Origin of the sequence: Macrococcus sp. DPC7161, assembly GCF_004117835.1 — a bacterium.
In the GTDB taxonomy this organism is placed as follows: Bacteria; Bacillota; Bacilli; order Staphylococcales; family Staphylococcaceae; genus SDSC01.
In genome coordinates this window covers 153,148-177,542 of the sequence record NZ_SDSC01000002.1, presented here as the reverse complement: position 1 = coordinate 177,542, position 24,395 = coordinate 153,148, and the positions used below count along the sequence as shown (strand labels likewise).

General features: G+C 33.8%; 21 protein-coding genes and 1 other annotated feature. Of the genes, 19 read left to right on the top strand and 2 right to left on the bottom strand.

The genetic code is table 11. From position 1 onward, the window contains the following. The first annotated feature begins 23 nt into the window (after positions 1–23). From dnaN to budA, 13 genes are all read left to right on the top strand, one after another. Entirely contained in the window at positions 24–1,157 is a 1,134-nt protein-coding gene (gene dnaN, locus ER639_RS04565) for a DNA polymerase III subunit beta (RefSeq protein WP_129064583.1), read from the top strand. A 163-nt stretch (positions 1,158–1,320) separates the two neighbouring features. Continuing rightward, positions 1,321–1,524, top strand: a complete 204-nt coding sequence (locus ER639_RS04560) for a helix-turn-helix transcriptional regulator (protein WP_129064582.1) — start codon at positions 1,321–1,323, stop codon at positions 1,522–1,524. Next, positions 1,521–2,273: a DUF3169 family protein gene (locus ER639_RS04555; protein ID WP_129064581.1), complete on the top strand. Its 753-nt coding sequence runs from the start codon at positions 1,521–1,523 to the stop codon at positions 2,271–2,273. The genes ER639_RS04560 and ER639_RS04555 overlap by 4 nt, the downstream gene beginning before the upstream one ends. A 61-nt stretch (positions 2,274–2,334) precedes the next feature. Next, positions 2,335–3,234 (top strand): ABC transporter ATP-binding protein, encoded by a 900-nt coding sequence (locus ER639_RS04550; RefSeq protein ID WP_129064580.1) that lies wholly within the window; start codon positions 2,335–2,337, stop codon positions 3,232–3,234. Further along, complete coding sequence (locus tag ER639_RS04545) at positions 3,227–4,465, top strand: ABC transporter permease (protein WP_129064579.1); 1,239 nt, start codon at positions 3,227–3,229, stop codon at positions 4,463–4,465. The genes ER639_RS04550 and ER639_RS04545 overlap by 8 nt, the downstream gene beginning before the upstream one ends. A gap of 160 nt (positions 4,466–4,625) precedes the next feature. Further along, positions 4,626–5,336, top strand: a complete 711-nt coding sequence (locus ER639_RS04540) for a DsbA family protein (RefSeq protein WP_129064578.1) — start codon at positions 4,626–4,628, stop codon at positions 5,334–5,336. Continuing rightward, a complete protein-coding gene (locus ER639_RS04535) occupies positions 5,336–5,743 on the top strand; it encodes a disulfide oxidoreductase (RefSeq protein WP_129064577.1) in 408 nt (135 codons plus the stop codon). Before ER639_RS04540 ends, ER639_RS04535 begins: the two co-directional genes overlap by 1 nt. Before the next feature lie 207 nt (positions 5,744–5,950). Beyond that, entirely contained in the window at positions 5,951–6,172 is a 222-nt protein-coding gene (gene yaaA / locus ER639_RS04530; RefSeq protein ID WP_129064576.1) for a S4 domain-containing protein YaaA, read from the top strand. Next, the gene (gene recF, locus ER639_RS04525) at positions 6,169–7,272 is read left to right on the top strand and encodes a DNA replication/repair protein RecF (protein WP_129064575.1); all 1,104 of its coding nucleotides are present in this window, start codon (positions 6,169–6,171) and stop codon (positions 7,270–7,272) included. Before yaaA ends, recF begins: the two co-directional genes overlap by 4 nt. Before the next feature lie 7 nt (positions 7,273–7,279). After that, the gene (gene gyrB / locus ER639_RS04520) at positions 7,280–9,205 is read left to right on the top strand and encodes a DNA topoisomerase (ATP-hydrolyzing) subunit B (RefSeq protein ID WP_129064574.1); all 1,926 of its coding nucleotides are present in this window, start codon (positions 7,280–7,282) and stop codon (positions 9,203–9,205) included. Positions 9,206–9,226: 21 nt separating this feature from the next. Continuing rightward, complete coding sequence (gene gyrA, locus ER639_RS04515) at positions 9,227–11,848, top strand: DNA gyrase subunit A (protein ID WP_129064573.1); 2,622 nt, start codon at positions 9,227–9,229, stop codon at positions 11,846–11,848. A 163-nt stretch (positions 11,849–12,011) separates the two neighbouring features. Beyond that, complete coding sequence (alsS, locus tag ER639_RS04510; RefSeq protein ID WP_129064572.1) at positions 12,012–13,676, top strand: acetolactate synthase AlsS; 1,665 nt, start codon at positions 12,012–12,014, stop codon at positions 13,674–13,676. A 10-nt stretch (positions 13,677–13,686) separates the two neighbouring features. Beyond that, positions 13,687–14,388 carry an acetolactate decarboxylase gene (gene budA, locus ER639_RS04505; RefSeq protein WP_129064571.1) on the top strand — a complete coding sequence of 234 codons (702 nt, stop codon included), beginning with the start codon at positions 13,687–13,689 and terminating at the stop codon, positions 14,386–14,388. 181 nt (positions 14,389–14,569) lie between these two features. On the opposite strand, the gene ER639_RS04500 is transcribed toward budA, so the two are convergent. Beyond that, entirely contained in the window at positions 14,570–15,385 is an 816-nt protein-coding gene (locus tag ER639_RS04500) for an NAD(P)H-hydrate dehydratase (protein ID WP_129064570.1), read from the bottom strand. A 93-nt stretch (positions 15,386–15,478) separates the two neighbouring features. Next, positions 15,479–15,665, top strand: a binding site (T-box leader). Between the two features lie 68 nt (positions 15,666–15,733). Between ER639_RS04500 and serS the strand changes: the two genes are divergently transcribed. Next, on the top strand, positions 15,734–17,005 hold the full coding sequence (serS, locus tag ER639_RS04495) for a serine--tRNA ligase (RefSeq protein ID WP_129064569.1): 1,272 nt from the start codon (positions 15,734–15,736) through the stop codon (positions 17,003–17,005). A gap of 85 nt (positions 17,006–17,090) precedes the next feature. Here serS and ER639_RS04490 read toward each other — a convergent pair whose 3' ends face one another. Then, entirely contained in the window at positions 17,091–18,647 is a 1,557-nt protein-coding gene (locus ER639_RS04490; RefSeq protein ID WP_129064568.1) for an AbgT family transporter, read from the bottom strand. A gap of 319 nt (positions 18,648–18,966) precedes the next feature. On the opposite strand from ER639_RS04490, the gene ER639_RS04485 reads away from it, so the two are divergent. The 5 genes from ER639_RS04485 (at position 18,967) to dnaB (ending at position 24,372) form a co-directional block, all read left to right on the top strand. Further along, positions 18,967–19,482, top strand: coding sequence for a YceI family protein (locus tag ER639_RS04485; RefSeq protein WP_129064745.1), 516 nt, complete (start codon positions 18,967–18,969; stop codon positions 19,480–19,482). Between the two features lie 140 nt (positions 19,483–19,622). Beyond that, positions 19,623–20,537 carry a DUF2232 domain-containing protein gene (locus tag ER639_RS04480; RefSeq protein WP_129064567.1) on the top strand — a complete coding sequence of 305 codons (915 nt, stop codon included), beginning with the start codon at positions 19,623–19,625 and terminating at the stop codon, positions 20,535–20,537. Positions 20,538–20,545: 8 nt separating this feature from the next. Next, positions 20,546–22,513: a DHH family phosphoesterase gene (locus tag ER639_RS04475; protein WP_129064566.1), complete on the top strand. Its 1,968-nt coding sequence runs from the start codon at positions 20,546–20,548 to the stop codon at positions 22,511–22,513. A 1-nt stretch (position 22,514) separates the two neighbouring features. Next, a complete protein-coding gene (gene rplI, locus ER639_RS04470; protein WP_129064565.1) occupies positions 22,515–22,961 on the top strand; it encodes a 50S ribosomal protein L9 in 447 nt (148 codons plus the stop codon). Between the two features lie 16 nt (positions 22,962–22,977). Next, positions 22,978–24,372 (top strand): replicative DNA helicase, encoded by a 1,395-nt coding sequence (dnaB, locus tag ER639_RS04465; RefSeq protein ID WP_129064564.1) that lies wholly within the window; start codon positions 22,978–22,980, stop codon positions 24,370–24,372. The last annotated feature ends 23 nt before the right edge of the window (positions 24,373–24,395 follow it).

Genomic DNA, 24,395 nt, shown 5'->3' with positions numbered 1-24,395 from the left:
CGACTGATAAGGAGTTTATACTTATGAAATTTACAATCCAAAGAGATATATTTTTAACACAATTAAACGATACATTAAAAGCCATTTCTCCAAGAACAACTTTACCAATTTTAACTGGGATTAAATTGGAAGTACTTGATAATAAAATTATATTAACGGGTTCAGATTCTGAAGTATCTATTGAAATCACAATTCCAGCAGAAATCAATCAAGAAGAAGTATTAACAGTTGAAGAAAAAGGATCAATTGTATTACCAGGTAAATTCTTTGTTGAAATCATTAAAAAATTACCTGAAAGCACAGTATCAATTAGTACAGATGACCATTTCCATGCATTGATTAAATCAGGAAAATCTGAATTTAATGTATCAGGCTTAGATCCAGATCAATATCCTTTATTACCTCAAGTCAGTGAACAATCTGTGATTACTTTACCAATCAAAGTATTAAAAAATATCATTCGTCAAACGAACTTTGCAGTTTCAACAAGTGAAACAAGACCAGTATTAACAGGTGTGAACTGGTTAATTCAAGATGGTATCTTAAGTTGTACAGCAACAGACTCACATCGATTAGCACTTAGAAAGTTACCTTTAGAAAATTCAACAATTGACCAAATCAATGTGATTATTCCAGGAAAAGCTTTGGCTGAATTAAATAAAATCATTGATGACACAGATGAAACAATTGATATTTTCTTTGCACAAAACCAAGCTTTATTTAAAGTTGGTAACATTAACTTTATTTCAAGATTACTTGAAGGAAACTATCCAGATACTTCTAGACTATTTCCGGACAGTGCTGAAACAAGTGTAAATGTACAAAATGGAGAATTCTACCATGCGATTGACCGTGCTTCATTATTAGCACGTGAAGGTGGAAACAATGTGATTAAATTATCAGCAGATCAAAATGCTGTTGAATTATCATCAACATCACCTGAAATCGGTACAGTTAAAGAAGGTGTAAAGGTAAATGCCTTTACAGGAGAGGGATTGAAGATTTCTTTCAACTCTAAATATATGATGGATGCGTTAAAAGCCATCGACGATGAACAAGTACGTGTTGAATTCTTTGGCACAATGCGCCCATTCATCATCAAACCAGAAGAAGACGATAATGTCGTACAATTGATATTACCAATTAGAACGTATTAATATAATAAAATTTGAAGCATCAACATGATTGTTGATGCTTCTTTTATTAATTTTTTGTAAAATATATTGGTATTTTTGACAAATATACTTGTCAAAATGATAGATATTGTATATGATTTGATTATACCTAAATATGTAAATATAGGGAGGAAGTGATTCTATATTGAAAAATCGATTAAAAGAATTACGTGCAAGAGACGGTTTAAATCAAACTGAACTGGCCAAGAAAGCTAAAATTTCAAGACAATCGATTAGTCTTATTGAAAGAAATGAGTTTATGCCGTCTGTATTAACAGCTGTTAAAATAGCGAGAATTTTTAATGAAACTGTAGAAAACGTATTTATTTTTGAGGAGGATGAGTTATGAAAAAAACAGGCGTCAAAAAAAGAAGTATCGTCAAAAATTTAATGTTTGGTGCAGTCATTGGAGGTATTCTTGGCGTATTGATTCCTTTATTCTATGATTTATACACTTATCATCATTTAGACAAATATATTGATACGACTTGGTTATTTATTATTATTACACTTTTCTTAACAGTACTCCTAACAATCATTTCAAAATTATTATTTTTTAAAGTGCAAAAATCTATTAACCAAGATATTAAAAATAATATTGAACTTGAAGAGATGGAATATAAGAAATTATTAAGATTATTTTATCAAGCACAATTATTTGGATCATCAGCAATTATCATCAATGCATTGTTTTTAAGTGCATCTTATTTACTATTAGGTTCACATAGAATAATCGAACTCGTTACTTTAGCAGTAATCGCAATTCTATTTATAGTAATTAATACTAGAAATTTATATCTTTTACTAGATGATTCTAGGTACTTTTACAATATCGATGAATCGTATGATTGGGCTGACAAAAGAACGATGTATGACTTAATTGATCATATTGATGATGGTGAACGACTAATGATGTTACAAAGTCTTTATAGATCATATGAAAAAATGATACTTTTATCTATGGGGAGTATGATTGTATTAAGTTTTTATCAAGTTATTTCAAAGAACAATCAAATATTAGCAATGTGTTGTTTTACAGTGATGTTAATCTACTCAACATATTCTTATTACAAGCATTTGAAAAAGTATATCAACTAATTGTTATATAACAGCATTAGTTTTTTGTGCATTTCAGAAAGACAAAATAAAATGGGGGATTATGATGTTAAAACTAGAACATGTTACAAAGCGTTTTAATCAATTTACAGCTGTGGATAATGTAAATGTCGAAGTACCAGAAGGTGCAATGCTTGGTTTTTTAGGTGGGAATGGTGCTGGTAAGACGACGACATTTAGGATGATTTTAGGGCTATTAGATAAAACAGAAGGAAATATTACGTACAACGGTAAACCGATTGATTATTCTGTTACAGATCACATTGGTTATTTACCTGAAGAGCGTGGTTTGAATCCCAAACTAAAGGTAAAAGAGCAGATTTATTATTTAGCGCAGCTCAAAGGTATGAAAAAGCCTGATATTGAAAAAGCTTTGAAGTATTGGTTAGAACGTTTTGAAGTGCCTGAGAATATGGATAAGAAAATTGAAAGCTTATCTAAAGGGAACCAACAAAAGATTCAATTGATAGGCGCGATTATTCATAATCCATCATTGTTAATTTTGGATGAGCCATTTAGTGGCCTTGATCCTGTAAATGTTGAATTACTGAAATCTGCCGTAAATGACTTGAATAAGCAAGGGGCTACGATTGTTTTTAGTTCTCATCGTATGGAACATGTTGAAGAAATGTGTGATACGGTTTGTATTTTGAATAAGGGTAAAACAGTTGTTTCTGGTGATATTAAACAAGTGAAAAAAGATTTTGGTAAGAAGGAAATCATTATTGAAGGTGTGCAAGATTTTAGTGACTTAGCAAATATTCCGGGTGTGACTAAATTCAAACAAACACGTAATGATGTGCGTTTGACAATAGAGAATGAAGCGGTTGCGCCAATTGTTTTTGATCATGTTGTAAGAAAAGGCTTTGTATCTAAGTTTGAAGTTTCTGAACCATCGTTAAACGATATCTTTATTGAGAAAGTAGGTGCACATCGTGAATAAATTCATCCCAAGTTTTTGGTTAACGTACTGGAAAAAGGTTGCTAGTAAGTCATTTATTATTCAATGTGTCATTACAATTTTAATCATTGTTGGATTAAGTAATATTGATAAAATCATTGCATTTTTTGATAAGAGTGATCAAGAAACAACTGCGATTTATTCTGAGAAAAAAGATATTGCTTCACAGTTTAAAAAGCAATTTGAAGCGTTAGAGAAAAAAGGTAAATATAAAATTGTTTCTTCAGTTGCTGCAGGTGAAAAAGGTGTTAAGAACGAAGATTACAAAAAGTTTATTGAAATTAAAGTAAACAAAGACCAAACGATGCAGTCTAATATTTATGCATTGGATAATGTCGGTAATAATGATGTGATGAAAGTACAATCTTTATTAACAACGTTTCAAAGTAATATCATTGCTCAAAATTTAAATCTTAAACCAGAAGACTTACAAAAAATCACTGCACAGTCTAAAGTAGATACGAAAGTGATTTCTAAAGAAGATAAGAAGATTGATGAAAGTAGTCTTATTTTAAATAAAGGGATTGTTTATGTAGGTGCATTTTTAATCTTTATGATAACAATGACCTATGGCAGTCAAATTGCAACAGAAATTGCACAAGAGAAAACGAGTCGTTTAATTGAGATGATTGTTACGAGTGTGTCGCCAATCACACATTTAATGGCTAAGATTCTTGCGATGATTGCAGTTGCATTTACGAATATTATTATCATCGGTTTAGCAATTGTTATTTGCTTGTATGTATTTGACATTAATGCATTATTAGATAAGATTGATTTAAAATTCTCAGCAGAAAATATTCGATTAATTGTTTATATGGTGATTTTCTTAATTTTAGGATTGATTATGTATATTGCATTTAGCACGATTGTAGGTGCATTAACGAATCGTATTGAAGATATCGGGCAAGCAATTATGCCAGTTACATTTATGAACATTGCGGCATTTTACATTACGATTTTTAGTTTACAAACACCAGATACAATGTTGGTTAAAATTTCTAGTTATGTGCCATTTTTAACACCACAAGTCATGTTACTGAGAGCGGCATCTACAAAAACAAGTGATATGACGATTATTATAGGGATTGTCATTTGTATCGTTACAATTGTCTTATTGTTAATGTTGGCTGCTCGAATTTATAAAGGCAGTGTGTTTAGTTATGAAAAAGGATTAATTAAAAACTTTAAACGCGCATTGCAAATGAAATAAATTGTCACAAAATCGTTATCAAAATATAGGGATAACAATAGATTTATCAATTTAATTAGTATAATATTTATACTAATGTGGTATTCATTATGTGGATTATGATATATCTTGATTAACATAATGATGTATCATGAAAAAATTATAAATTTAGGAGTGCATTATGAAAAATAAAGGGAGCTTAATTTTTACAATGGTCATGACGTTAATTGTCGTTGGGGCAATTGCAGCAATGGTGATCATGAAGCAAAACTCAAATAAAGCAGATGCCGTTTTAGAAACAAAATCAGTAGAACCAGGGAAAGTAACCGCAACAGATGATTACAGCAAAATTGATTTAAAAGGTCAGCCAATGGAAGGCAAAAAAGATGCTAAAGTCACAATGGTTGAGTTTGGTGATTTTAAATGTCCTGCTTGTAAGTATTTTGAAGAAAATATTAAACCTAAATATGTTCAAAAATACATCGATAAAGGTGATTTAAAGGTTTACTTTATTCACACACCATTCCACGGAGCTGAGTCTTTATTAGGTGGTTATGCTGGTGAGTCTGTATTAAAACATGAGCCAGATAAATATTGGGCATTTCACGAAGCGTTATTTAATTTACAACCAAAGCAACATGATACTTCTGATCAATGGTTAACAGCTAGCGCTTTAGACAAAGCATTTGATAAAGCAGGTATTAAAGATAAAGAGGCTATTATGAAAGATGTGAAATCATCTAAAGAAGAAGCGGCAGTTCAAAAAGACGTTGATTTAGTACAACAATATCAAATTACACAAACACCAACATTAATCGTCGATGGCAAAGTCATTAAAGATCCAATGAATGAAAAACAAGTCACAGATGCAATTGAAAAGGCATTAAAATAATGAAAAATACTAAATTTTTCTATTTTGCTTGGGTGATTTCGTTGACTGCAATGTTGGGAAGCTTGTATTTTTCGCAAATTAGACATTTCGTACCGTGTGAAATGTGTTGGTATCAACGTATATTAATGTATCCATTAGTTATCATTAGTGCGTTTGCGGCATTTACAAATCAATATCAATATAAATTTTTAATTTTAACGTTCTCATGTATTGGTATATGTTTTTCGATTTATCACTACATGGAACAAAAAGTACCGGGATTTGCATCAATTAAGCCATGTATAGGTGGTGTTCCTTGTAATACGCAATACATTAATTATTTTGGCTTTATAACAATTCCGTTTTTAGCAGGTACTGCATTTTTATTAATCATTATTTCAATGTTATGTATTAAAAAAGAACAATAATTATCATCGAATCATCATTTTATTAGCAAATGAATAGCAAAAAAATTAGGGAATGGGCAAAATTTAAGCCATATTCCCTTTTTTTCGTATTTGGAGAGGTATTTTAGGAAACTGTACCGAAAGTGTATTTATTCGTTAAAAAACATGCAATTTATCGAAAATAAAGGTATAATTAAATAATGATTAAAAGATGGAGGAGTGTGTGTAATGACTAAAAAAATCGTCTTCGATAAAGAAGTCACTTTAGGTCAGTTTTTAAAGTCTGAAGGAATTATCTCAACAGGTGGTCAGGCAAAATGGTATTTACAAGATAATCCTGTCACTTTAAATGGCGAGCTAGAGAATCGTAGAGGCAAAAAATTACTTCAAGGCGATACACTTGAAGTAGAAGGCGAAAAATTCACGATTTCATACACGACAACAGAATGAAATTAAAATCATTATCGCTTACGAATTACCGCAATTATGAGCAAATTTCATTAAACTTTAATGATGAAGTGAACATTCTCATCGGTAACAATGCACAAGGTAAAACCAATATGCTAGAAGCCATCTATACATTGAGTATGGCTAAAAGTCATCGTACAAGTAACGATAAAGACTTAATTGGTTGGGGACAGTCATTTAGTCGTATTGAAGGTGAATTAGAGTATAGATATGGTGTAATGCCACTGTCACTAACCATTTCAAATAAAGGTAAAAATGCTAAAGTAAATCATCTTGAACAAAAGAAACTAACACAATACATTGGCCATATGAATGTCGTGTTATTTGCTCCAGAGGATTTAAATTTAGTAAAAGGTAGTCCTCAAGTTAGAAGAAGATTTATTGATATGGAGATTGGTCAAATTTCGAATGTTTATTTGAATGACCTTTCAAATTATCAACGCCTCTTAAAGCAAAAAAATCACTACTTAAAGCAGTTGAAATTGTCTCAAAATAAAGACACGACTATGCTAGAAGTCTTAAATGAACAATTTTGTGAATATGCTGTTAAAATTACTTTAAAAAGACAATCATTTATTAAGCAATTAGAGAAACTTGCAATTCCAATTCACAAGGGCATTACGATGGATAAAGAGTTATTAAAAATTAATTATTTATCCAGTCTTACAATTGATGATGAAGCCTCAATGAAAACAGCATTTTTAGAGAAACTCAATAAAGAGATGCATAAAGAAATTGAACGCACAGTCAGCTTATATGGGCCTCATCGAGATGATATGGCTTTTTTCATCAATGATATTGATGTTCAAACCTTTGGCTCGCAAGGACAACAACGTACAACAGCACTATCTGTTAAGCTCGCTGAAATTGAATTGATTTATGAAGAAATTGGAGAGTATCCAATTCTTTTACTAGATGATGTACTTAGTGAACTAGATGATTATCGTCAAACACATTTATTAACAACCATTCAACATAAAGTTCAAACCTTCGTTACAACAACGTCAGTAGAAGGTATTGAGCATGAAACAGTCAATCGCGCAACATTATTCAATGTCCAAAATGGGCAGATCATTAATTAAAGGTTAGGTGACATTCGTGGAACAAAATTTAAACCAATACGGTGCAGACCAGATACAAGTATTAGAAGGCTTAGAAGCGGTACGTAAAAGACCTGGTATGTATATCGGTTCAACAGCTTCAAAAGGATTACATCATTTAGTTTGGGAAATTGTCGATAATAGTATCGATGAAGCTTTAGCAGGATTTGCAGATCATATTACAGTAACAATTGAAGAAGATAACTGGATTCGCGTTACGGATAATGGTCGTGGAATTCCTGTTGAAATGCATAAGAAAATGGGTCGACCTGCTGTTGAAGTTATTTTAACAGTATTGCATGCTGGTGGTAAGTTCGGCGGTGGCGGATATAAAGTATCTGGTGGATTACACGGTGTAGGATCTTCGGTAGTAAATGCTTTATCATCGACATTAGAAGTTTATGTCCATAAAGATGGTCAAATTCATCATCAAGCCTATCATCGTGGTGTACCTGCTTTTGATTTAAAAGTGATTGGTGAAACAGATAAGACTGGTACAGAAATCAGATTCAAAGCAGATGACGAAATCTTTACTGAAACGACAGTTTATGAATATGAAACACTTCAAAAACGTATACGTGAATTGGCATTTTTAAATAAAGGTATCCGAATTGAAATTCGTGATGAACGTGACAAAGAAAATATCATTGAAGATGATTACTACTATGAAGGTGGTATTAAATCATACGTTGAGTTATTAAATAAATCTAAAGAAGTATTGTTTGATGAGCCAATTTATATTCATGCGTCACGTGATGAAATTGAAGTCGAAATATCGATTCAATACAATAATGGCTATGCAACGAACCTTTTAAGTTATGCCAACAATATTCACACGTACGAAGGTGGTACACATGAAGATGGCTTTAAACGTGCTTTAACACGTGTAATTAATAACTATGGTTCTAAAAATAAGCTGATTAAAGATAATGATGAAAAATTATCAGGTGAAGACGTTCGTGAAGGGATTACAGCAGTCGTATCTATCAAACATGGTAATCCTCAATTCGAAGGACAAACGAAAACGAAATTAGGTAATACTGAAGTTCGTCAAATCACAGACAATTTATTTAGTGAACATTTTGAGCGTTTCTTAATGGAGAATCCTCCAGTTGCAAGAATTATCGTAGAAAAAGGAATTATGGCATCACGTGCACGTCTTGCTGCGAAAAAAGCACGTGAAGTAACACGTCGTAAGTCTGCATTAGAAGTATCAAGTTTACCAGGTAAATTAGCAGATTGTTCAAGCAAGAACCCTGAAATTAGTGAATTATATATCGTAGAGGGTGACTCTGCCGGTGGTTCAGCAAAATTAGGTCGTGACTCTAAAACACAAGCGATTTTACCACTGAGAGGTAAAATTCTAAATGTTGAAAAAGCGCGTCTAGATAAAATTTTAGGTAACAATGAAATTCGTTCAATGATTACTGCAATGGGAACAGGTATTGGTGGCGAATTTGATATTGTAAAAGCAAGATATCATAAGATTGTGATTATGACCGATGCCGATGTCGATGGTGCGCATATTAGAACATTATTATTAACGTTCTTCTATCGCTTTATGAGACCTTTATTAGAAGCGGGTTATGTGTATATTGCACAGCCACCGTTATTTAAATTAGAACAAGGTAAGAAGAAATATTATGTTTATAACGACAGAGAATTAGAAAAGTTAAGAGCAGAATTACCACAAACACCTAAGCCACAATTAGCACGTTACAAAGGTTTAGGAGAAATGAATGCCGATCAGTTATGGGAAACGACAATGAATCCTGAAAACAGAACAATGTTACAAGTAACATTAGATGATGCGATTGAAGCGGATGAAGTTTTTGAAATGTTAATGGGTGATGTTGTTGAGAATAGACGTGCATTTATCGAAGAAAATGCTGAATACGCAAATATTGATGCATAAGTCATTTAAGGAGGCCATAAAATGGTTTTAGAACACGAAAGTGTGAAAGAACAAAATATTACCAAGGAAATGAAAACGTCATTCCTTGATTACGCGATGAGTGTTATTGTTTCACGTGCATTACCCGATGTGCGTGATGGTATGAAACCGGTACATCGTCGTATTTTATACGGTATGAATGATCAAGGGATGACGAGTGATAAACCGTACAAAAAATCAGCACGTATCGTCGGTGATGTAATGGGTAAATATCACCCACACGGTGACTCATCGATTTACGAAGCAATGGTACGTATGGCACAAGATTTCAGTTATCGCTATATGTTAGTTGATGGTCAAGGAAACTTTGGTTCTATGGATGGCGACGGTGCAGCTGCAATGCGTTATACAGAAGCACGTATGTCTAAAATCGCTATGGAATTAATGCGAGACATCAATAAAGATACGATTGACTTTACAGATAACTACGATGGAAATGAACGTGAACCAGTTGTTTTACCATCTCGTTTCCCTAATTTACTTGTTAACGGTGCGTCAGGGATTGCCGTGGGGATGGCAACAAACATTCCACCTCATAACTTAACAGAAGTCATCAATGGTGTATTGGAATTAAGTAAAAATCCAGACATTTCAATTACAGAGTTAATGGATCATATAACAGGACCAGATTTTCCTACTGCAGGATTAATTTTAGGACGTAGTGGTATTCGCCGTGCTTATGAAACAGGTCGTGGTTCTATCATGATGCGTGCAAAAACATTAATCGAAACACGTAAAAATGGTAAAGAAACGATTGTTATTACTGAAATTCCTTATCAAGTGAATAAAGCGAAACTTGTTGAAAAGATTGCTGAACTTGCACGTGATAAGAAAATTGATGGTATTACAGATTTACGTGATGAAACAAGTTTAAAAGAAGGCGTACGTATTGTTATTGATATTCGCCGTGACGCGAATGCCAATGTCATTTTAAATAACTTATACAAATTAACACCGTTACAAACTTCATTTGGTGTCAATATGATTGCACTTGTTGATGGTAGACCAAAGTTATTAAACTTAAAGCAAGCATTGTACCATTATTTAGAACACCAAAAAGTCGTAATTCGTCGTCGTACAGCTTATAACTTAAAGAAAGCTGAAGACCGTGCGCATTTACTTGAAGGTTTGCGTATTGCATTAGATCATATCGATGCAATCATTTCATTAATTCGTGCATCTGAAACAGATTCAATCGCATTACAAGGATTAATGGAGCAATTTAATTTATCTGAACGACAAGCACAAGCCATTTTAGATATGCGTTTACGCCGTTTAACAGGTTTAGAACGCGATAAAATTGAATCAGAATATCAAGAGTTATTAAAATATATTGATGAATTACGTGCCATCTTAGCAGATGAAGAACGTGTATTAGAAGTAATCCGTGAAGAATTGATTGAAATTCGAGATAAATTCGGTGATGAAAGAAGAACTGAAATTACAGCGGGTGGCTTTGATCAATTAGAAGATGAAGATTTAATTGATGAAGAGAATATCGTGATTACATTAAGTCATAACAATTACATTAAACGTTTACCAGCATCAACGTACCGCACACAACATCGTGGTGGTCGTGGTGTACAAGGTATGAATACGTTAGATGATGACTTTGTTAGTCAAATGGTAACAACTTCAACACATGATAACGTCTTATTCTTTACGAATTTAGGTCGTGTGTACAAAATCAAAGGTTATGAAATTCCTGAATTGTCACGTCAGTCTAAAGGTATTCCGATTGTAAACGTATTGGAATTAGATAAAGATGAAAAAATCAGTACAATGATTGCTGTTCGTGACTTAGAACGTGAAGATGCCTTTATCGTATTTGCTACAAAACACGGTATCATCAAACGTTCTCATTTAAATAACTTTGCCCGCATCAATAAAAATGGCAAGATCGCCATCAACTTTAAAGAAAGCGATGAATTGATTGCTGTTCGCTTAACAAATGGTGAAAAACAATTAATCATCGGTACGAAAAATGCCTCATTAATTCGCTTTGAAGAAGATAAATTAAGACCACTAGGCCGTACAGCTTCAGGGGTTAAAGGTATTTCTTTACGTGATGGTGACGAAGTTATCGGATTAGACGTATTAGAATCTAATGGTGAAGACGATGTATTAGTTGTAACTGAAAAAGGATACGGTAAACGTACAAAAGAAAGTGAATATCGTATTTCTAATCGTGGTGGTAAAGGTATTAAAACTGCCTCTATCACTGAGAAAAATGGTAACTTAGTATACATTGCTACGGTTAAAGGTGACGAAGACATCATGCTTGTTACAAACCAAGGTGTCATTATTCGCTTAGATGTGAATGAATTCTCACAAAATGGCCGTTCAGCACAAGGTGTACGATTAATTCGCTTAGGTGAAGGTCAGTTGGTTGCAACAGTCGCACGTGTTGAAAAAGAAGAAGAGGTAGAAGAAGAAGTTGTAGATACAGAAGCATCATCTGAAGGTGTGATCGTAACAGAATCTAAAGTAGCAACTGAAGATGATACAACAGATAAAGCTGATTTACCTGCTGAATTTTTAGAACGCGTAGAAGAAGATATTGCGCAAGCTGAAGCAATAGAAGATGAAAACACTGAGGAATAGTACAAAAAGTTTGAGATATTGATGAAACCATCATCATGTCTCAAACTTTTTTTATCTAATATTGTAAACGTAATCATATAAAATTTTATGCAAATACATTGAAATCAATGCGTGAAAGTACTACATTAAGGGTGTTAAATAGATAAAATAGGGAGTCGTTCAAATGAAAAAAACAGGTGCAGATTTACTAGTAGATACTTTAATTAATCAAGGCGTAACACATGTATTTGGTATTCCAGGTGCGAAGATTGATAAAGTATTCGATGTATTAAATGAACGTGGGCCAGAAATGATTGTGACGCGTCATGAACAAAATGCAACGTTAATGGCGCAAGGTATTGGCCGATTAACAGGTAAACCAGGTGTTGTTATTGCAACAAGTGGTCCTGGGGTTACAAACTTAGCGACAGGACTTGTTACTGCAAATTCAGAAAGTGATCCAGTTGTTGCGATTGGTGGTAATGTGCGTCGTCAAGATGCATTGAAGAGAACACATCAATCTTTAGACAATAAAGGTTTAATGAGTTATGTGACGAAGTATTCAGTTGAAGTAGAAAGTGCAGCAAGTATGTCAGAGGCAACAAATAACGCCTTTCGTGAAGCGGTAGCAGGTAGAAAAGGTGCAACATTTATTAGTATTCCTCAAGACGTTACAACTGAAGAAGTTGAATTGGAAGCGAAGAATGTTAAAGAAGCACCAATTTACGGTCCAGCACCTTCATTTGAAGTAGACGCATTAGTAGAAAAATTAAAAAATGCGAAATTACCTGTACTTTTATTAGGAATGCGTGCTTCTTCAGAAGAAAACACAGCAGCATTACGTCAGTTGTTATCTAAAAATGAAATACCAGTGGTTGAAACATTCCAAGCATCAGGTATCATTTCTCGTGAGTTAGAACATACTTTCTTCGGCCGAATTGGATTATTTAGAAACCAACCTGGTGATGAATTATTGAGAAAATCAGATTTAGTTATTACGATTGGATATGATCCAATTGAATATGACCCATTCATATGGAACAAAGAAAATGATAAAAATATCATTCACATTGATGAAGTACAAAGTGATATAGATAACCACTATGTACCAGTAACAGAGTTGATTGGTAACACAGCCCTTACGATTCAACGTATTTCTGAAAAACTGGACGCAGGTGATATTCAAATTGGTGAAACAGAACAACAATTCTTAAATCAATTGGCACAAATCCTACAAGATAAAATGACATTGCCAGAAGACTATAAAGACAGTGCATTAGTGAACCCAAAACATATCATTAAAGCAGTTCGTGATATGATTGGTGACGATGTGACAGTAACAGTAGATGTAGGTTCATTGTATATTTATATGGCGCGCTACTTTAGAAGTTATGCACCAAGACATTTACTATTTTCAAATGGGATGCAAACATTAGGAGTTGCGCTACCTTGGGCAATTGCAGCATCTATTGTAAGACCTGGTAAGAAAATCATCTCAATGGCAGGTGATGGTGGTTTCTTATTCTCAGGACAAGATTTAGAAACAGCTGTACGTTTAAAAGCCCCAATCGTTCAATTAATTTGGAATGATGGCCATTACGATATGGTGAAATTCCAACAAGAAGATAAGTATGGTCGAAATGCTGCAGTTGAATTAGGCGAAGTAGACTTTGCAAAATATGCTGAATCAATGGGTGCTAAAGGCTATAAAGTAACCCATGCAAGTGAGTTAGAAAGTATTTTAGAGCGTGCAATGCAAGAAGAAGGACCAGTTGTTATTGATATTCCAGTAGATTATAGTAACAACGCGAAGTTAATGGCAGAGTTATTACCGAACGAAACGAACTAGGAGGCTTATTATGAATGATTTGTATCAATATTCAACGATGGGTGCATTAGTTGGTGGTATGTTCGAAGGTCAGTTCAAAATGAAAGATGTACTTGAAACAGGGAATTATGGTATCGGTACGATGGATGGTTTAAATGGAGAACTCATCATTCTAGAAGGTAAACCATACTTGATTGAAAGTACAGGAACTGTGAGAGCAGTTCAACATGATGAACTGACACCATTTGCGAGTGTGATGCATTTTGAACCAACAAAGACATTACATTTTAATGAACCATTAACAAAAGCACAATTAGATGAAATGGTGCTTAAAGAAATGCAGGGGATGAATTATTTTCATGCAGTAAAAATCAGTGGGAAATTCAAATTAATTAAAGCACGTTCTGTTAAAAAGCAACAACCGCCATTTAAGAAATTAGTAGAAGCGGTTAAAGAACAAGGTTACTTTGATTTTGAAGATACAACAGGTACACTGTTTGGTTTCTATACACCACACTTTATTCAAGGGATAGGTGTAGGTGGTTATCATGTGCATTATTTAAGTGATGATTTAACACAAGGTGGTCATGTCTTTGATTACATTATTGAAGATGTGACAGTAGCATTAGCGCTACAAGAGGACTTTATACTACGTATGCCTAATACGGATCGTTACCGTAGTAATGATTTAAATGATCCTGATATGTTAAAAGACATAGAAGCGAGTGAATAAAGAGGAGGCTGTGATATAAGCTATTATCACCTCTTTCTAAACAGACTAAACGGCGAAACATAAGTTGCCACTACGACAAAAACCGAACAAAAACGATAAATCAAAAAGCGATTTATACGTTTTGTTCGGTTTATTGCTTGAGGCAGAACACTTATGTTTCAGCCTCCCCTTATTTCTATATCTATTCCTCTTCTAAACTTTTCATCATATATGGTAATTCATCGATGACTTTTGATGCAGGTGTGACATACATTTCTTTTGCAAGCTTATCTCCAATTAAACTATGGATATAAACAGCTTGTTTAATGGCATCTTCAATATCGTCAAATTGAGCGACAAAGCTTGCCATAATACCTGCTAACGTATCTCCCATACCACCAGAAGCCATTGCAGGATTGCCAATGTCTATTTTGTAATCACCAGACTTTAAGTAAAGCTCAGATTCATGTTTTTTAAGCACAACATGTGCACCTAATTTATTCGCGCGTTTGCGATTTAATTCTGGTGTTTGATCATCAATTTCAATCCAAGATAAACGTTCCCATTCCATTTGATGTGGTGTGAAGATCACTTCACAATCTGGAAGTGGATGCTTAAGTTTGCTTAAAATAGTGATGGCATCTCCATCTATGATTAATGTTTGATGTGATTCAATATGTTGAAATAATAGCGTTAACGTATTATTTCCCTGGAAATCCAATCCGAGACCAGGACCTATCAAGATACAGTCCGCAGCTTGTATGAGTTTTGTGAGTCGTTTAATGTCGGTAATATCAGATACCATTGCTTCAGGACATCTTGAATGTAAGGCAGAATGATTTGATACATGTGTTGCAACTGTCGTTAATCCACCACCACTATAAACACAAGCGCGTGCAGCTAGCATGATAGAGCCACCCATATTTTGATTTCCGCCAATTAATAAAATACGACCATAGTCACCTTTATGAGAGTGTATTTTACGTTTTGGAATTTTAATGTCACGAATGATTTCCATACAAAAGCTCCTTCTTAGAAAATTACAATCGTTAATACTATATCATATTGTTGAAAATGTAAAAGTGATTTGTTAATATATAGATAATTCAATATATTATTTATCGATGGGATAAGTAGTGAATGTGATTTAAATAGAGACACAGTGGTCGGTGCAAACTGTGAGTTACAGTCATGAAATTCTACCCATATACAAGATAAATCGGTCAAACCGTTATCATTTTTGAGTGAATCGCTTCGGCGATTAATTAGGGTGGCAACGCGTATACCACGTCCCTTTTATGGGGCGTGGTATTTTTTGTTACTCAAAAATAAATGTTTTTATTAAAAATATTAGGAGGCAATAACTATGTTAGACATCAAATTATTTAGAACTGAACCTGAATTTGTTAAGAAGAAATTAGAAATGCGTGGTATTGATACAAGTGTTGTAGAAACAATCCTTGAATTAGATACGAAAAGTCGTGAATTGACTCAAAAAACTGAAGAATTAAAAGCACAACGTAATAAAGCAAGTGAAGAAATCGCACTTAAAAAACGCAATAAAGAAAATGCAGACGATGCCATTGTAGCAATGCGTCAAGTTGGTGAAGAAATTAAAGCCATCGATGCGGAATTAAATACTGTAAGTGCAGAATTACGTAATCATTTAGTAACTATTCCAAACTTCGTAAGTGATGAAACACCATTTGGTACATCTGAAGAAGAAAACGTTGAAGTTAAAAAATGGGGTACACCGCGTGAGTTTGATTTTGAAGCAAAAGCACACTGGGATATCGTTGAAGAATTAAAAATGGCTGACTTTGAGCGAGCTGCAAAAGTTTCAGGTGCACGATTTGCGTTCTTAACTAAAGACGGTGCAAGATTAGAACGTGCTTTAATGAACTTCATGTTAGATACACATATGAAAAATGGTTATCAAGAAATGGTATCACCTCAATTAGTAAATGCAGCTTCAATGTTTGGTACAGGTCAATTACCTAAATTTGAAGAAGATTTATTTAAAGTAGAAAAAGAAGGTTTCTATACAATTCCTACAGCGGAAGTACCATTAACAAACTTCTACCGTGATGAAATTTTAGATGGCGATATGTTACCTCAAAAATTCACAGGACAAACAGCATGTTTCCGTTCAGAAGCAGGATCAGCTGGTCGTGATACACGTGGTTTAATTCGTATGCACCAATTCAATAAAGTAGAAATGGTTCGTTTCGAAAAACCTGAAGATTCTTATGCAGCGTTAGAAGAAATGACGCATCATGCTGAAGGTATTTTAGAAGCATTAAAGATTCCATACCGTACAATTACTTTATGTTCAGGTGATATTGGATTCGGTTCAGCAAAAACATATGATATTGAAGTTTGGTTACCAAGTTATAATGACTATAAAGAAATCAGTTCATGTTCAAATATGATTGACTTCCAAGCAAGACGTGCAAACATTCGTTTCAAACGCGAAAAAGGTGCAAAAGCTGAATTAGTACATACTTTAAATGGTTCAGGTTTAGCAGTAGGTCGTACATTTGCAGCTGTGGTAGAAAACTATCAAAATGCTGATGGTACAATTACAGTACCAGAAGTATTAGTACCTTATATGGGTGGACAAACAGTTATTAAATAATTGGCTGTGTAATGATAACATGTAAAAAGCTAGAGACATTAAATTCAATGTCTCTAGCTTTTTATTTGTTGATTTTGTATTTTCCTTATTTCAAATAAATTGGTCCGCCTGGTCCTACAGGGATACCGAGTAAATACCATACGATGACAAGGATTGTCCAAAAGATCCCAAATCCTATTGAGAATGGCATGAGTGCCGCAATCATTGTTCCTAATCCAATGTTTTTTTCATACTTTTGGGCAAATGATAAAAGTAATGGTAAATAAGGCATCATTGGTGTGATTGGGTTTGTGACTGAGTCCCCAACACGATAAATCGTTTGAGTAAATGCTGGGTGAAAGCCTAGTAACATCATCATTGGGACTAAAATTGGGGCTAATATCGCCCATTTTGCTGATGCGCTTCCCATTAACATGTTGATTGTAGCCGATAAAATTAATATCCCTACAATCAATACGACACCATTTTGGCCTTCTAAACTTTCAGCACCTTTAATGGCAATATACGTACCTAAGTTACTCCAAGTAAAGTAAGCAAGCATTTGTGCTGCAAAGAACACAATCACGATAAATGATCCCATTTGGCTCATTGAATCACTCATCATTTTTGCAAAATCTTTCGTTGATTTTAAAGTCCCAGCAATAAAACCGTAAATTAATCCCGGAATTAAGAATAAAATTGTAATAATAAACACAATTCCATTCATTAAAGGTGAATCTTCTATTAAGCTTCCTGTTTTGGCATTTCTTAATAACCCATGTTCAGGGATCGCTAAAATGGCAATGATAATCATGGCTACTAATATACCCAAATTTGCAAAATTCATGGCTTTCTTTTCTAAAGGCGAGATGTCATCTTCTAAATCAGTTGCTTGTTCTTGAGCAACATTTTCTTGGTCTTCAGCATGTGATGGATCATATTTGCCTAAACGTGGAATAGTAATTTTCGTTGCAACGAACCATGCGACAAATAATAAAACAAACGTTGAAGCACATAAGAAATAATAATTCATCGCAGCATTCACTTTAACATTACCATCGACGAGCTTTGTTGCAGGTTCTGTAAACGAAACAACAAGTGCGTCTGTCATCCCTATAAATAAACTTGCTGAGAAACCACCAAGTGCTGCAGCATAAGCAGTCACAAGTCCGGCAATGGGGTGATAGCCTAGTTTAATAAAGACCATCGCAGCAATCGGTGGTAAAACGATTGGTGCAGCATCGCCAGCAGCATTTCCTAAAATCCCTACTAATATGATGACAGGAATAATCAATTTTTTAGGGGCTTTTTCTACTGTATACTTCATTAACGTTTCAAAATATCCCGTACGTTCTGCTACACCTACACCTAACATGACTGCTAAGACTAAACCAAGTGGTGGGAATGTCGCAAAGTTTTCAACCGCTTTTGAAATAATCTTCGCAATACCTTCAGCATTTAATAAATTCACAATTTCAACGGTTTTACCGTTCGCTGGATTCTTTGCGCTAACGCCTAAATTTCCTAGAATACATGAAATCGTAAGAATGATTGCACAAAGAGAGATAAAAATCATTACAGGGTCAGGCAACTTATTACCTGACTTCTCGACAAGATCTAAAAAACGATCAAAGAAACTTTTCTTTTTAATATTATCTGCCATAAACAACCTCCTAGATGTAGTCAAAAAGAATAAAATCAAGCTTAATACCCTTTTAACCGTAATTGTTATGCTTTAAACCCTAAAATCAGAAAATTTAAACTTTTTATGATAGAATGGCTTTAAATAAGGGTTTTAAAGCATTTAATTTAATAAAAAGATGAAAAAAGCAATAAATATAAAAAATATACTTGAATATAATAAATATATTCAGTATACTAAGTATATAAGTTAAGCAAGCGAAGGATGATTAAACATGTTTAAGAAGCTTTTTGGTAAAAAAGAAGAACAAAATACAAATAACGAAAGAGGTAATGTAAAAATGACAACATTTAAATTTGACAAAGCACACTCAAGTATCGATTTTTCAGTAAAACACATGATGGTTTCTAAAGTGAAAGGTGAATTCACTGATTTTGACGCAACTTTAACAGGTGACGTTAACGACGTAAATTCATTAAAAGCAACAGCTACAATTCAAGTGGTATCAATTGATACAAACAACGCTGACCGTGATGGTCATTTAAAATCAGCTGATTTCTTTGATGTTGAACAATTTGAAACAATCACATTCGTTTCTAAATCAATCACTGAAGATACAATCACAGGTGATTTAACAATTAAAGGTGTTACTCACGAAGAAACATTCGATATCGAAGTAGGTGGTGTTCACAAAAACCCATTCACTGGTGGAGATGTATCAGGTGTTTCTGTATCAGGTAAAATTAACCGTGAAAAATATGGTTTAACTTGGAACCAAGCGTTAGAAACAGGTGGCGTAATGGTTGGTAAAGACATTAAATTCGAAGCATCTGCAGAATTTAGTATTGAAGCATAATTATTGATGATGTATTGCAAGGCACACTTTTTATAGTGTGTCTTTTTTACGTTTGAGATAAGTTGTACATTCATTGAGGTATTTGTGTAGGTGGTGTAAAATAGAAACGTTATAAAAATTTAGTTTAGGAGCTTTTTATTTTGAAAATCGATATCTTTAAAACGTTGATCACGACGTTTATTTTGGTACTGATGACGGTTATTGTTAGCTTTGTACCGGGATTAATGGTGATATTGACACCTTTGATGTTAGTACCCATCGTCAATTTATTTATAAAATCAAAAAATAGTTATTTTGTTGCAAGTGCCATTACTGTATTATTTGCAACTTTATTATTGTCAACGGTCTCAATGGTTTGGATAACAGGTCTTGTATTAGCAGGTTATCTGATTGGATCGTTACTTAATATGCGTAGTTCTAAAGAACGTATGTTATATGTTCTGACGATTTTTTATAGTTTTTATACATTGCTTGCTATTATCGTTTTTCAAATGGCAAATATTATACCGAAAGTAGATGTGTGGTTTAAGGATGTAACAACACTTTATATCAAATTACTTCAAGAAGAAGTGAAAAAGGGTAATTTTAAAGCAGAAAATATTGAGTTGTTTAAAACAGCAATGGATATGTTTATGCTACAAGTGCCTGGATTAATCATCTTTTGTATGTTCTTACTTTCTTTAGTACAGCTATTGATTACGATGCCTTTACTGAGAACTTTTAAAGTATCGACACCTAATTTTAGGCCGTTATATATGTGGCATATTCCAAAAATCACGATGTATCTATACTTCATTGCAACAATCATTAAATGGGGTTTAACAGAGACAGATGTAGTGATGCTTGGCATAGTCACTAACTTACAGTATGTGTTAGAATGGATTATATTTATACAAGGGATTTCATTGTTCCATTTCTTTATGAAAATTAGAAAAACCAATATTTTCATGAATATTTGTATATTTATTTTGGCGTTTTTATTGCCATCAGTGACACAAATATTTGGTATGTTGGATATGATATTTAATATGAAATCGCGTATTAAACGAAAGTAGGTGCTAGGGTGAACAGGAAATATGACAAACAAAAAATACTGATTCCATATATATTGATGAGTATTTTAGCTTGTGTGATGACTGTCTCAATATTTTTTGTAAAAAAAGAACTTGCACTTATTTTTAGTGTAGTACTTATTGTATCTATCATTATTGGATGCATTTATTTGATTAGAAGTATTCGTAATTATGATCAATATATTGGGCATTTATCGACATCGATTGACCATGGTAAGAAACGTGCAATTCGTGATTTACCGATAGGTGTTATTTTATTAGATGAAAATGATGTCGTAGAATGGCATAACCAATTTATGTTTAAACATATTAATCGTCCGATGATTAATGAGCCAATTAATGAATTGTTTCCAAACTTATTGAATCAATTAAAGGTGAGCAATTTAAAAGAAGCCACAACTTCTTTTGAAGATCGTCATTATAAAGTTTTTTACAGTAGTGATACGAATATTTTATATTTCTTTGATATTTCAGATGCTGTGATGTTAGAGAATATGTATGAGGATGCTAAACCTGTTGTAGGGACATTATTTTTAGATAACTACGATGAAATTACCCAAAATATGAGCGATGCGCAACGTTCTGAAATCAATAGTATGATGACATCAGAAATCAACCGTTGGGCTGAAGAAAATCAAGTGTTTGTTAAGCGTTATTCAGCGGATCAATATATGTTGTTTTTAAATCAAAAGATTTTACATGACATCGAACAAACGAAATTTAACTTATTAGACGATATTCGTGAGAAAAACCGCGAGAAAAAAACACACATCACGTTAAGTGTCGGTATTGGTGAAGGTGCCGATAATCTCGTTGATTTAGGCGCACTAGCACAATCAAGTTTAGACTTGGCATTAGGTCGTGGTGGTGACCAAGTAGCAATAAAAAATGAAAATGGTAATGTACGTTTCTATGGTGGTAAAACGGATCCTATGGAAAAACGTACACGTGTCCGTGCTCGAGTTATTTCACATGCTTTAAGAGATATTTTAATTGAAGGTGACAATGTCATTGTGATGGGACATAAACGTCCTGATATGGATGCAATTGGTGCAGCAATCGGTGTTGCACGATTTGCGAAAATGAATAATTTAACTGCACACATTGTATTAAATGACCATGATATTGATGATACGCTATCTCGTGTGATGGAAGAAATTAAAGAAAAAGAAGAGTTGCATAAAACATTTGTAACTTCTGAAGAAGCATGGAATTTAATGACACGCAATACGACTTTGGTTATTGTGGATACAAATAAACCAGATATGGTCATCGATGAAAGCATCTTAAATAAAGCACAGCGTAAAGTGGTGATTGATCATCATAGACGTGGTGAAGAATTTATTTCAAGTCCATTACTTGTGTATATGGAACAATATGCAAGTTCTACAGCAGAGCTTGTTACAGAGCTTTTAGAATATCAACCGACAGAGCATAAATTAACACGTTTAGAAGCAACGGTAATGTTAGCCGGTATTATTGTGGATACGAGAAACTTTACATTAAGAACGGGATCAAGAACGTTTGATGCTGCAAGTTTCTTAAGAAGCCACGGTGCTGATACTATTTTATGTCAACATTTCTTAAAGGATGATATTGAAACATATATTAAACGTTCTGAAATCATTAAGACGGTTGAATTAGAGAAAAATGGTATTGCGATTGCGCATGGATCAAATGATGAAATTATCCATCCAGTTACTGTTGCGCAAGCGGCAGATGAGTTGTTAAGTTTAGAAGGTGTAGAAGCGTCATTTGTATTTGCTAAACGTGCTGATAATATCGTTGGTGTATCAGCAAGATCTTTAGGAGAAATCAACGTACAAGTGGTGATGGAAAAATTAGGCGGCGGTGGTCATTTAACGAATGCAGCTGCACAATTAAAAGATATTTCAATAGAAGAAGCGATTTTGCAATTACATCAAGTGATTACAGAAAGCGATAAAGGAGAAGATTAAGATGAAAGTCATTTTTACTCAAGATGTTAAAGGTAAAGGAAAAAAAGGTGAAGTTAAAGAAGTACCTGTAGGCTACGCGAACAACTTCTTACTAAAAAATAATTACGCTGTAGAAGCAACACCAGGTAATTTAAAGCAATTAGAAGCACAAAATAAGCGTATTGAAAAAGACAAACAACAAGAATTAGAAGATGCGAAACAATTAAAAGAAAGAATCGAATCGTTAGAAGTTAAAGTGACAGCAAAGTCAGGTGAAGGCGGTCGTTTATTTGGTTCAGTAAGTTCAAAACAAGTTGTAGAAGCATTAAATAAACAACATGGTATCAAAGTAGATAAACGTAAAATGGATTTACATGATGGTATTAGAAGTTTAGGATACACAAATGTACCCGTTAAATTACATCATGATGTATTAGCAACATTAAAAGTACATGTAGTAGAAGCATAAAAACAAGGAGGTTAATATGTCTGAATTTGAACAACGAAAAATACCTTACAGCGAAGAAGCAGAACAGTCTGTATTAGGTGCAGTATTATTAGAACCAGATGTATTAACCTCTGTGTTAGAAGTACTGTTACCTACACATTTTTATAAGCGTGCACATCAAAATATTTTTAGTGCGATGCTCACATTATCAGAGCAAAATAAAGAAGTAGATGTGATTACCATCATGGATCAAATGACCAATGATGGAACGCTTGAAGAATCTGGTGGCGCACAGTACTTGATTATGCTATCGGAATTTGTACCAACGACGAGAAATATTGATTTCTACGCTGATATTGTCTATAAGAATGCGATAAAACGTAGAGTCATTCATACTGCTGAAAGCATTATGATTGAAGGTTATGATGATAGTGTTGATTTTGAAACATTATTATCAGATGCTGAGAAACGCATTTCTGATATTGCTACGAACCGTGGTTCAGATGGATTTAAAGATATCAGTACAGTATTAACACAAGTATTTGAAAATGCTGAAATGTTGGATTCCAACAAGGGGCAAACACCAGGTATTCCAACAGGATATCGTGACTTAGATGCAATGACCGCAGGATTTAACCGTAATGATCTAATCATTATTGCCGCACGTCCATCAGTAGGTAAAACGGCGTTTGCTTTAAATATTGCCCAACAAGTCGCTGTACATGATGATAATTATTCAGTAGGTATTTTCTCATTAGAGATGGGTGCCGATCAATTAGCAACGCGTATGATTTGTTCAACGGGTAACGTAGATAGTAATCGACTAAGAACGGGGACAATGGATGCAGATGATTGGAAAAGATTCACTGTAGCCATTGCAAAGTTATCTAAAACAAAAATCTTTATCGATGATACACCAGGTATTCGTATTACAGATATTCGTTCAAAATGCCGTCGTTTAAAACAAGAACATGGATTAGATATGATATTAATTGACTATTTACAGCTAATCCAAGGTTCAGGAAGTCGTAGCTCAGAAAACAGACAACAAGAAGTTTCTGAAATTTCTCGAATGTTAAAAGCATTAGCACGTGAATTAGAATGTCCGGTTATCGCATTATCACAGTTATCACGTGGTGTAGAACAACGTCAAGATAAACGTCCAATGATGAGTGATATTCGTGAATCGGGATCGATTGAACAAGATGCGGATATTGTTGCGTTCTTGTACCGTGATGACTACTACAATCGTGGTGGTGGTGAAGAAGGTGAGGACCAACAAGTGGATGCAGGTGCACAAAGTGAAAATGGTGAAATTGAAATCATCATTGCTAAACAACGTAACGGTCCAACAGGTACAGTCAAATTAATGTTCATGAAGCAATATAATAAATTTGCGGATATGGAATATGCACATGTTGACGGTTATTAAATAAATAAAAAAATAAATAATTC

Coding starts and splice junctions, on each gene's coding strand:
- rplI (WP_129064565.1), top strand. CDS start 22,515: ATGAAAGTCATTTTTACTCAAGATGTTAAAGGTAAAGGAAAAAAAGGT.
- yaaA (WP_129064576.1), top strand. CDS start 5,951: ATGACTAAAAAAATCGTCTTCGATAAAGAAGTCACTTTAGGTCAGTTT.
- ER639_RS04550 (WP_129064580.1), top strand. CDS start 2,335: ATGATGTTAAAACTAGAACATGTTACAAAGCGTTTTAATCAATTTACA.
- gyrA (WP_129064573.1), top strand. CDS start 9,227: ATGGTTTTAGAACACGAAAGTGTGAAAGAACAAAATATTACCAAGGAA.
- serS (WP_129064569.1), top strand. CDS start 15,734: ATGTTAGACATCAAATTATTTAGAACTGAACCTGAATTTGTTAAGAAG.
- dnaN (WP_129064583.1), top strand. CDS start 24: ATGAAATTTACAATCCAAAGAGATATATTTTTAACACAATTAAACGAT.
- ER639_RS04535 (WP_129064577.1), top strand. CDS start 5,336: ATGAAAAATACTAAATTTTTCTATTTTGCTTGGGTGATTTCGTTGACT.
- ER639_RS04500 (WP_129064570.1), bottom strand. CDS start 15,385: ATGGAAATCATTCGTGACATTAAAATTCCAAAACGTAAAATACACTCT.
- dnaB (WP_129064564.1), top strand. CDS start 22,978: ATGTCTGAATTTGAACAACGAAAAATACCTTACAGCGAAGAAGCAGAA.
- ER639_RS04540 (WP_129064578.1), top strand. CDS start 4,626: ATGAAAAATAAAGGGAGCTTAATTTTTACAATGGTCATGACGTTAATT.
- ER639_RS04490 (WP_129064568.1), bottom strand. CDS start 18,647: ATGGCAGATAATATTAAAAAGAAAAGTTTCTTTGATCGTTTTTTAGAT.
- recF (WP_129064575.1), top strand. CDS start 6,169: ATGAAATTAAAATCATTATCGCTTACGAATTACCGCAATTATGAGCAA.
- alsS (WP_129064572.1), top strand. CDS start 12,012: ATGAAAAAAACAGGTGCAGATTTACTAGTAGATACTTTAATTAATCAA.
- ER639_RS04485 (WP_129064745.1), top strand. CDS start 18,967: ATGACAACATTTAAATTTGACAAAGCACACTCAAGTATCGATTTTTCA.
- budA (WP_129064571.1), top strand. CDS start 13,687: ATGAATGATTTGTATCAATATTCAACGATGGGTGCATTAGTTGGTGGT.
- ER639_RS04555 (WP_129064581.1), top strand. CDS start 1,521: ATGAAAAAAACAGGCGTCAAAAAAAGAAGTATCGTCAAAAATTTAATG.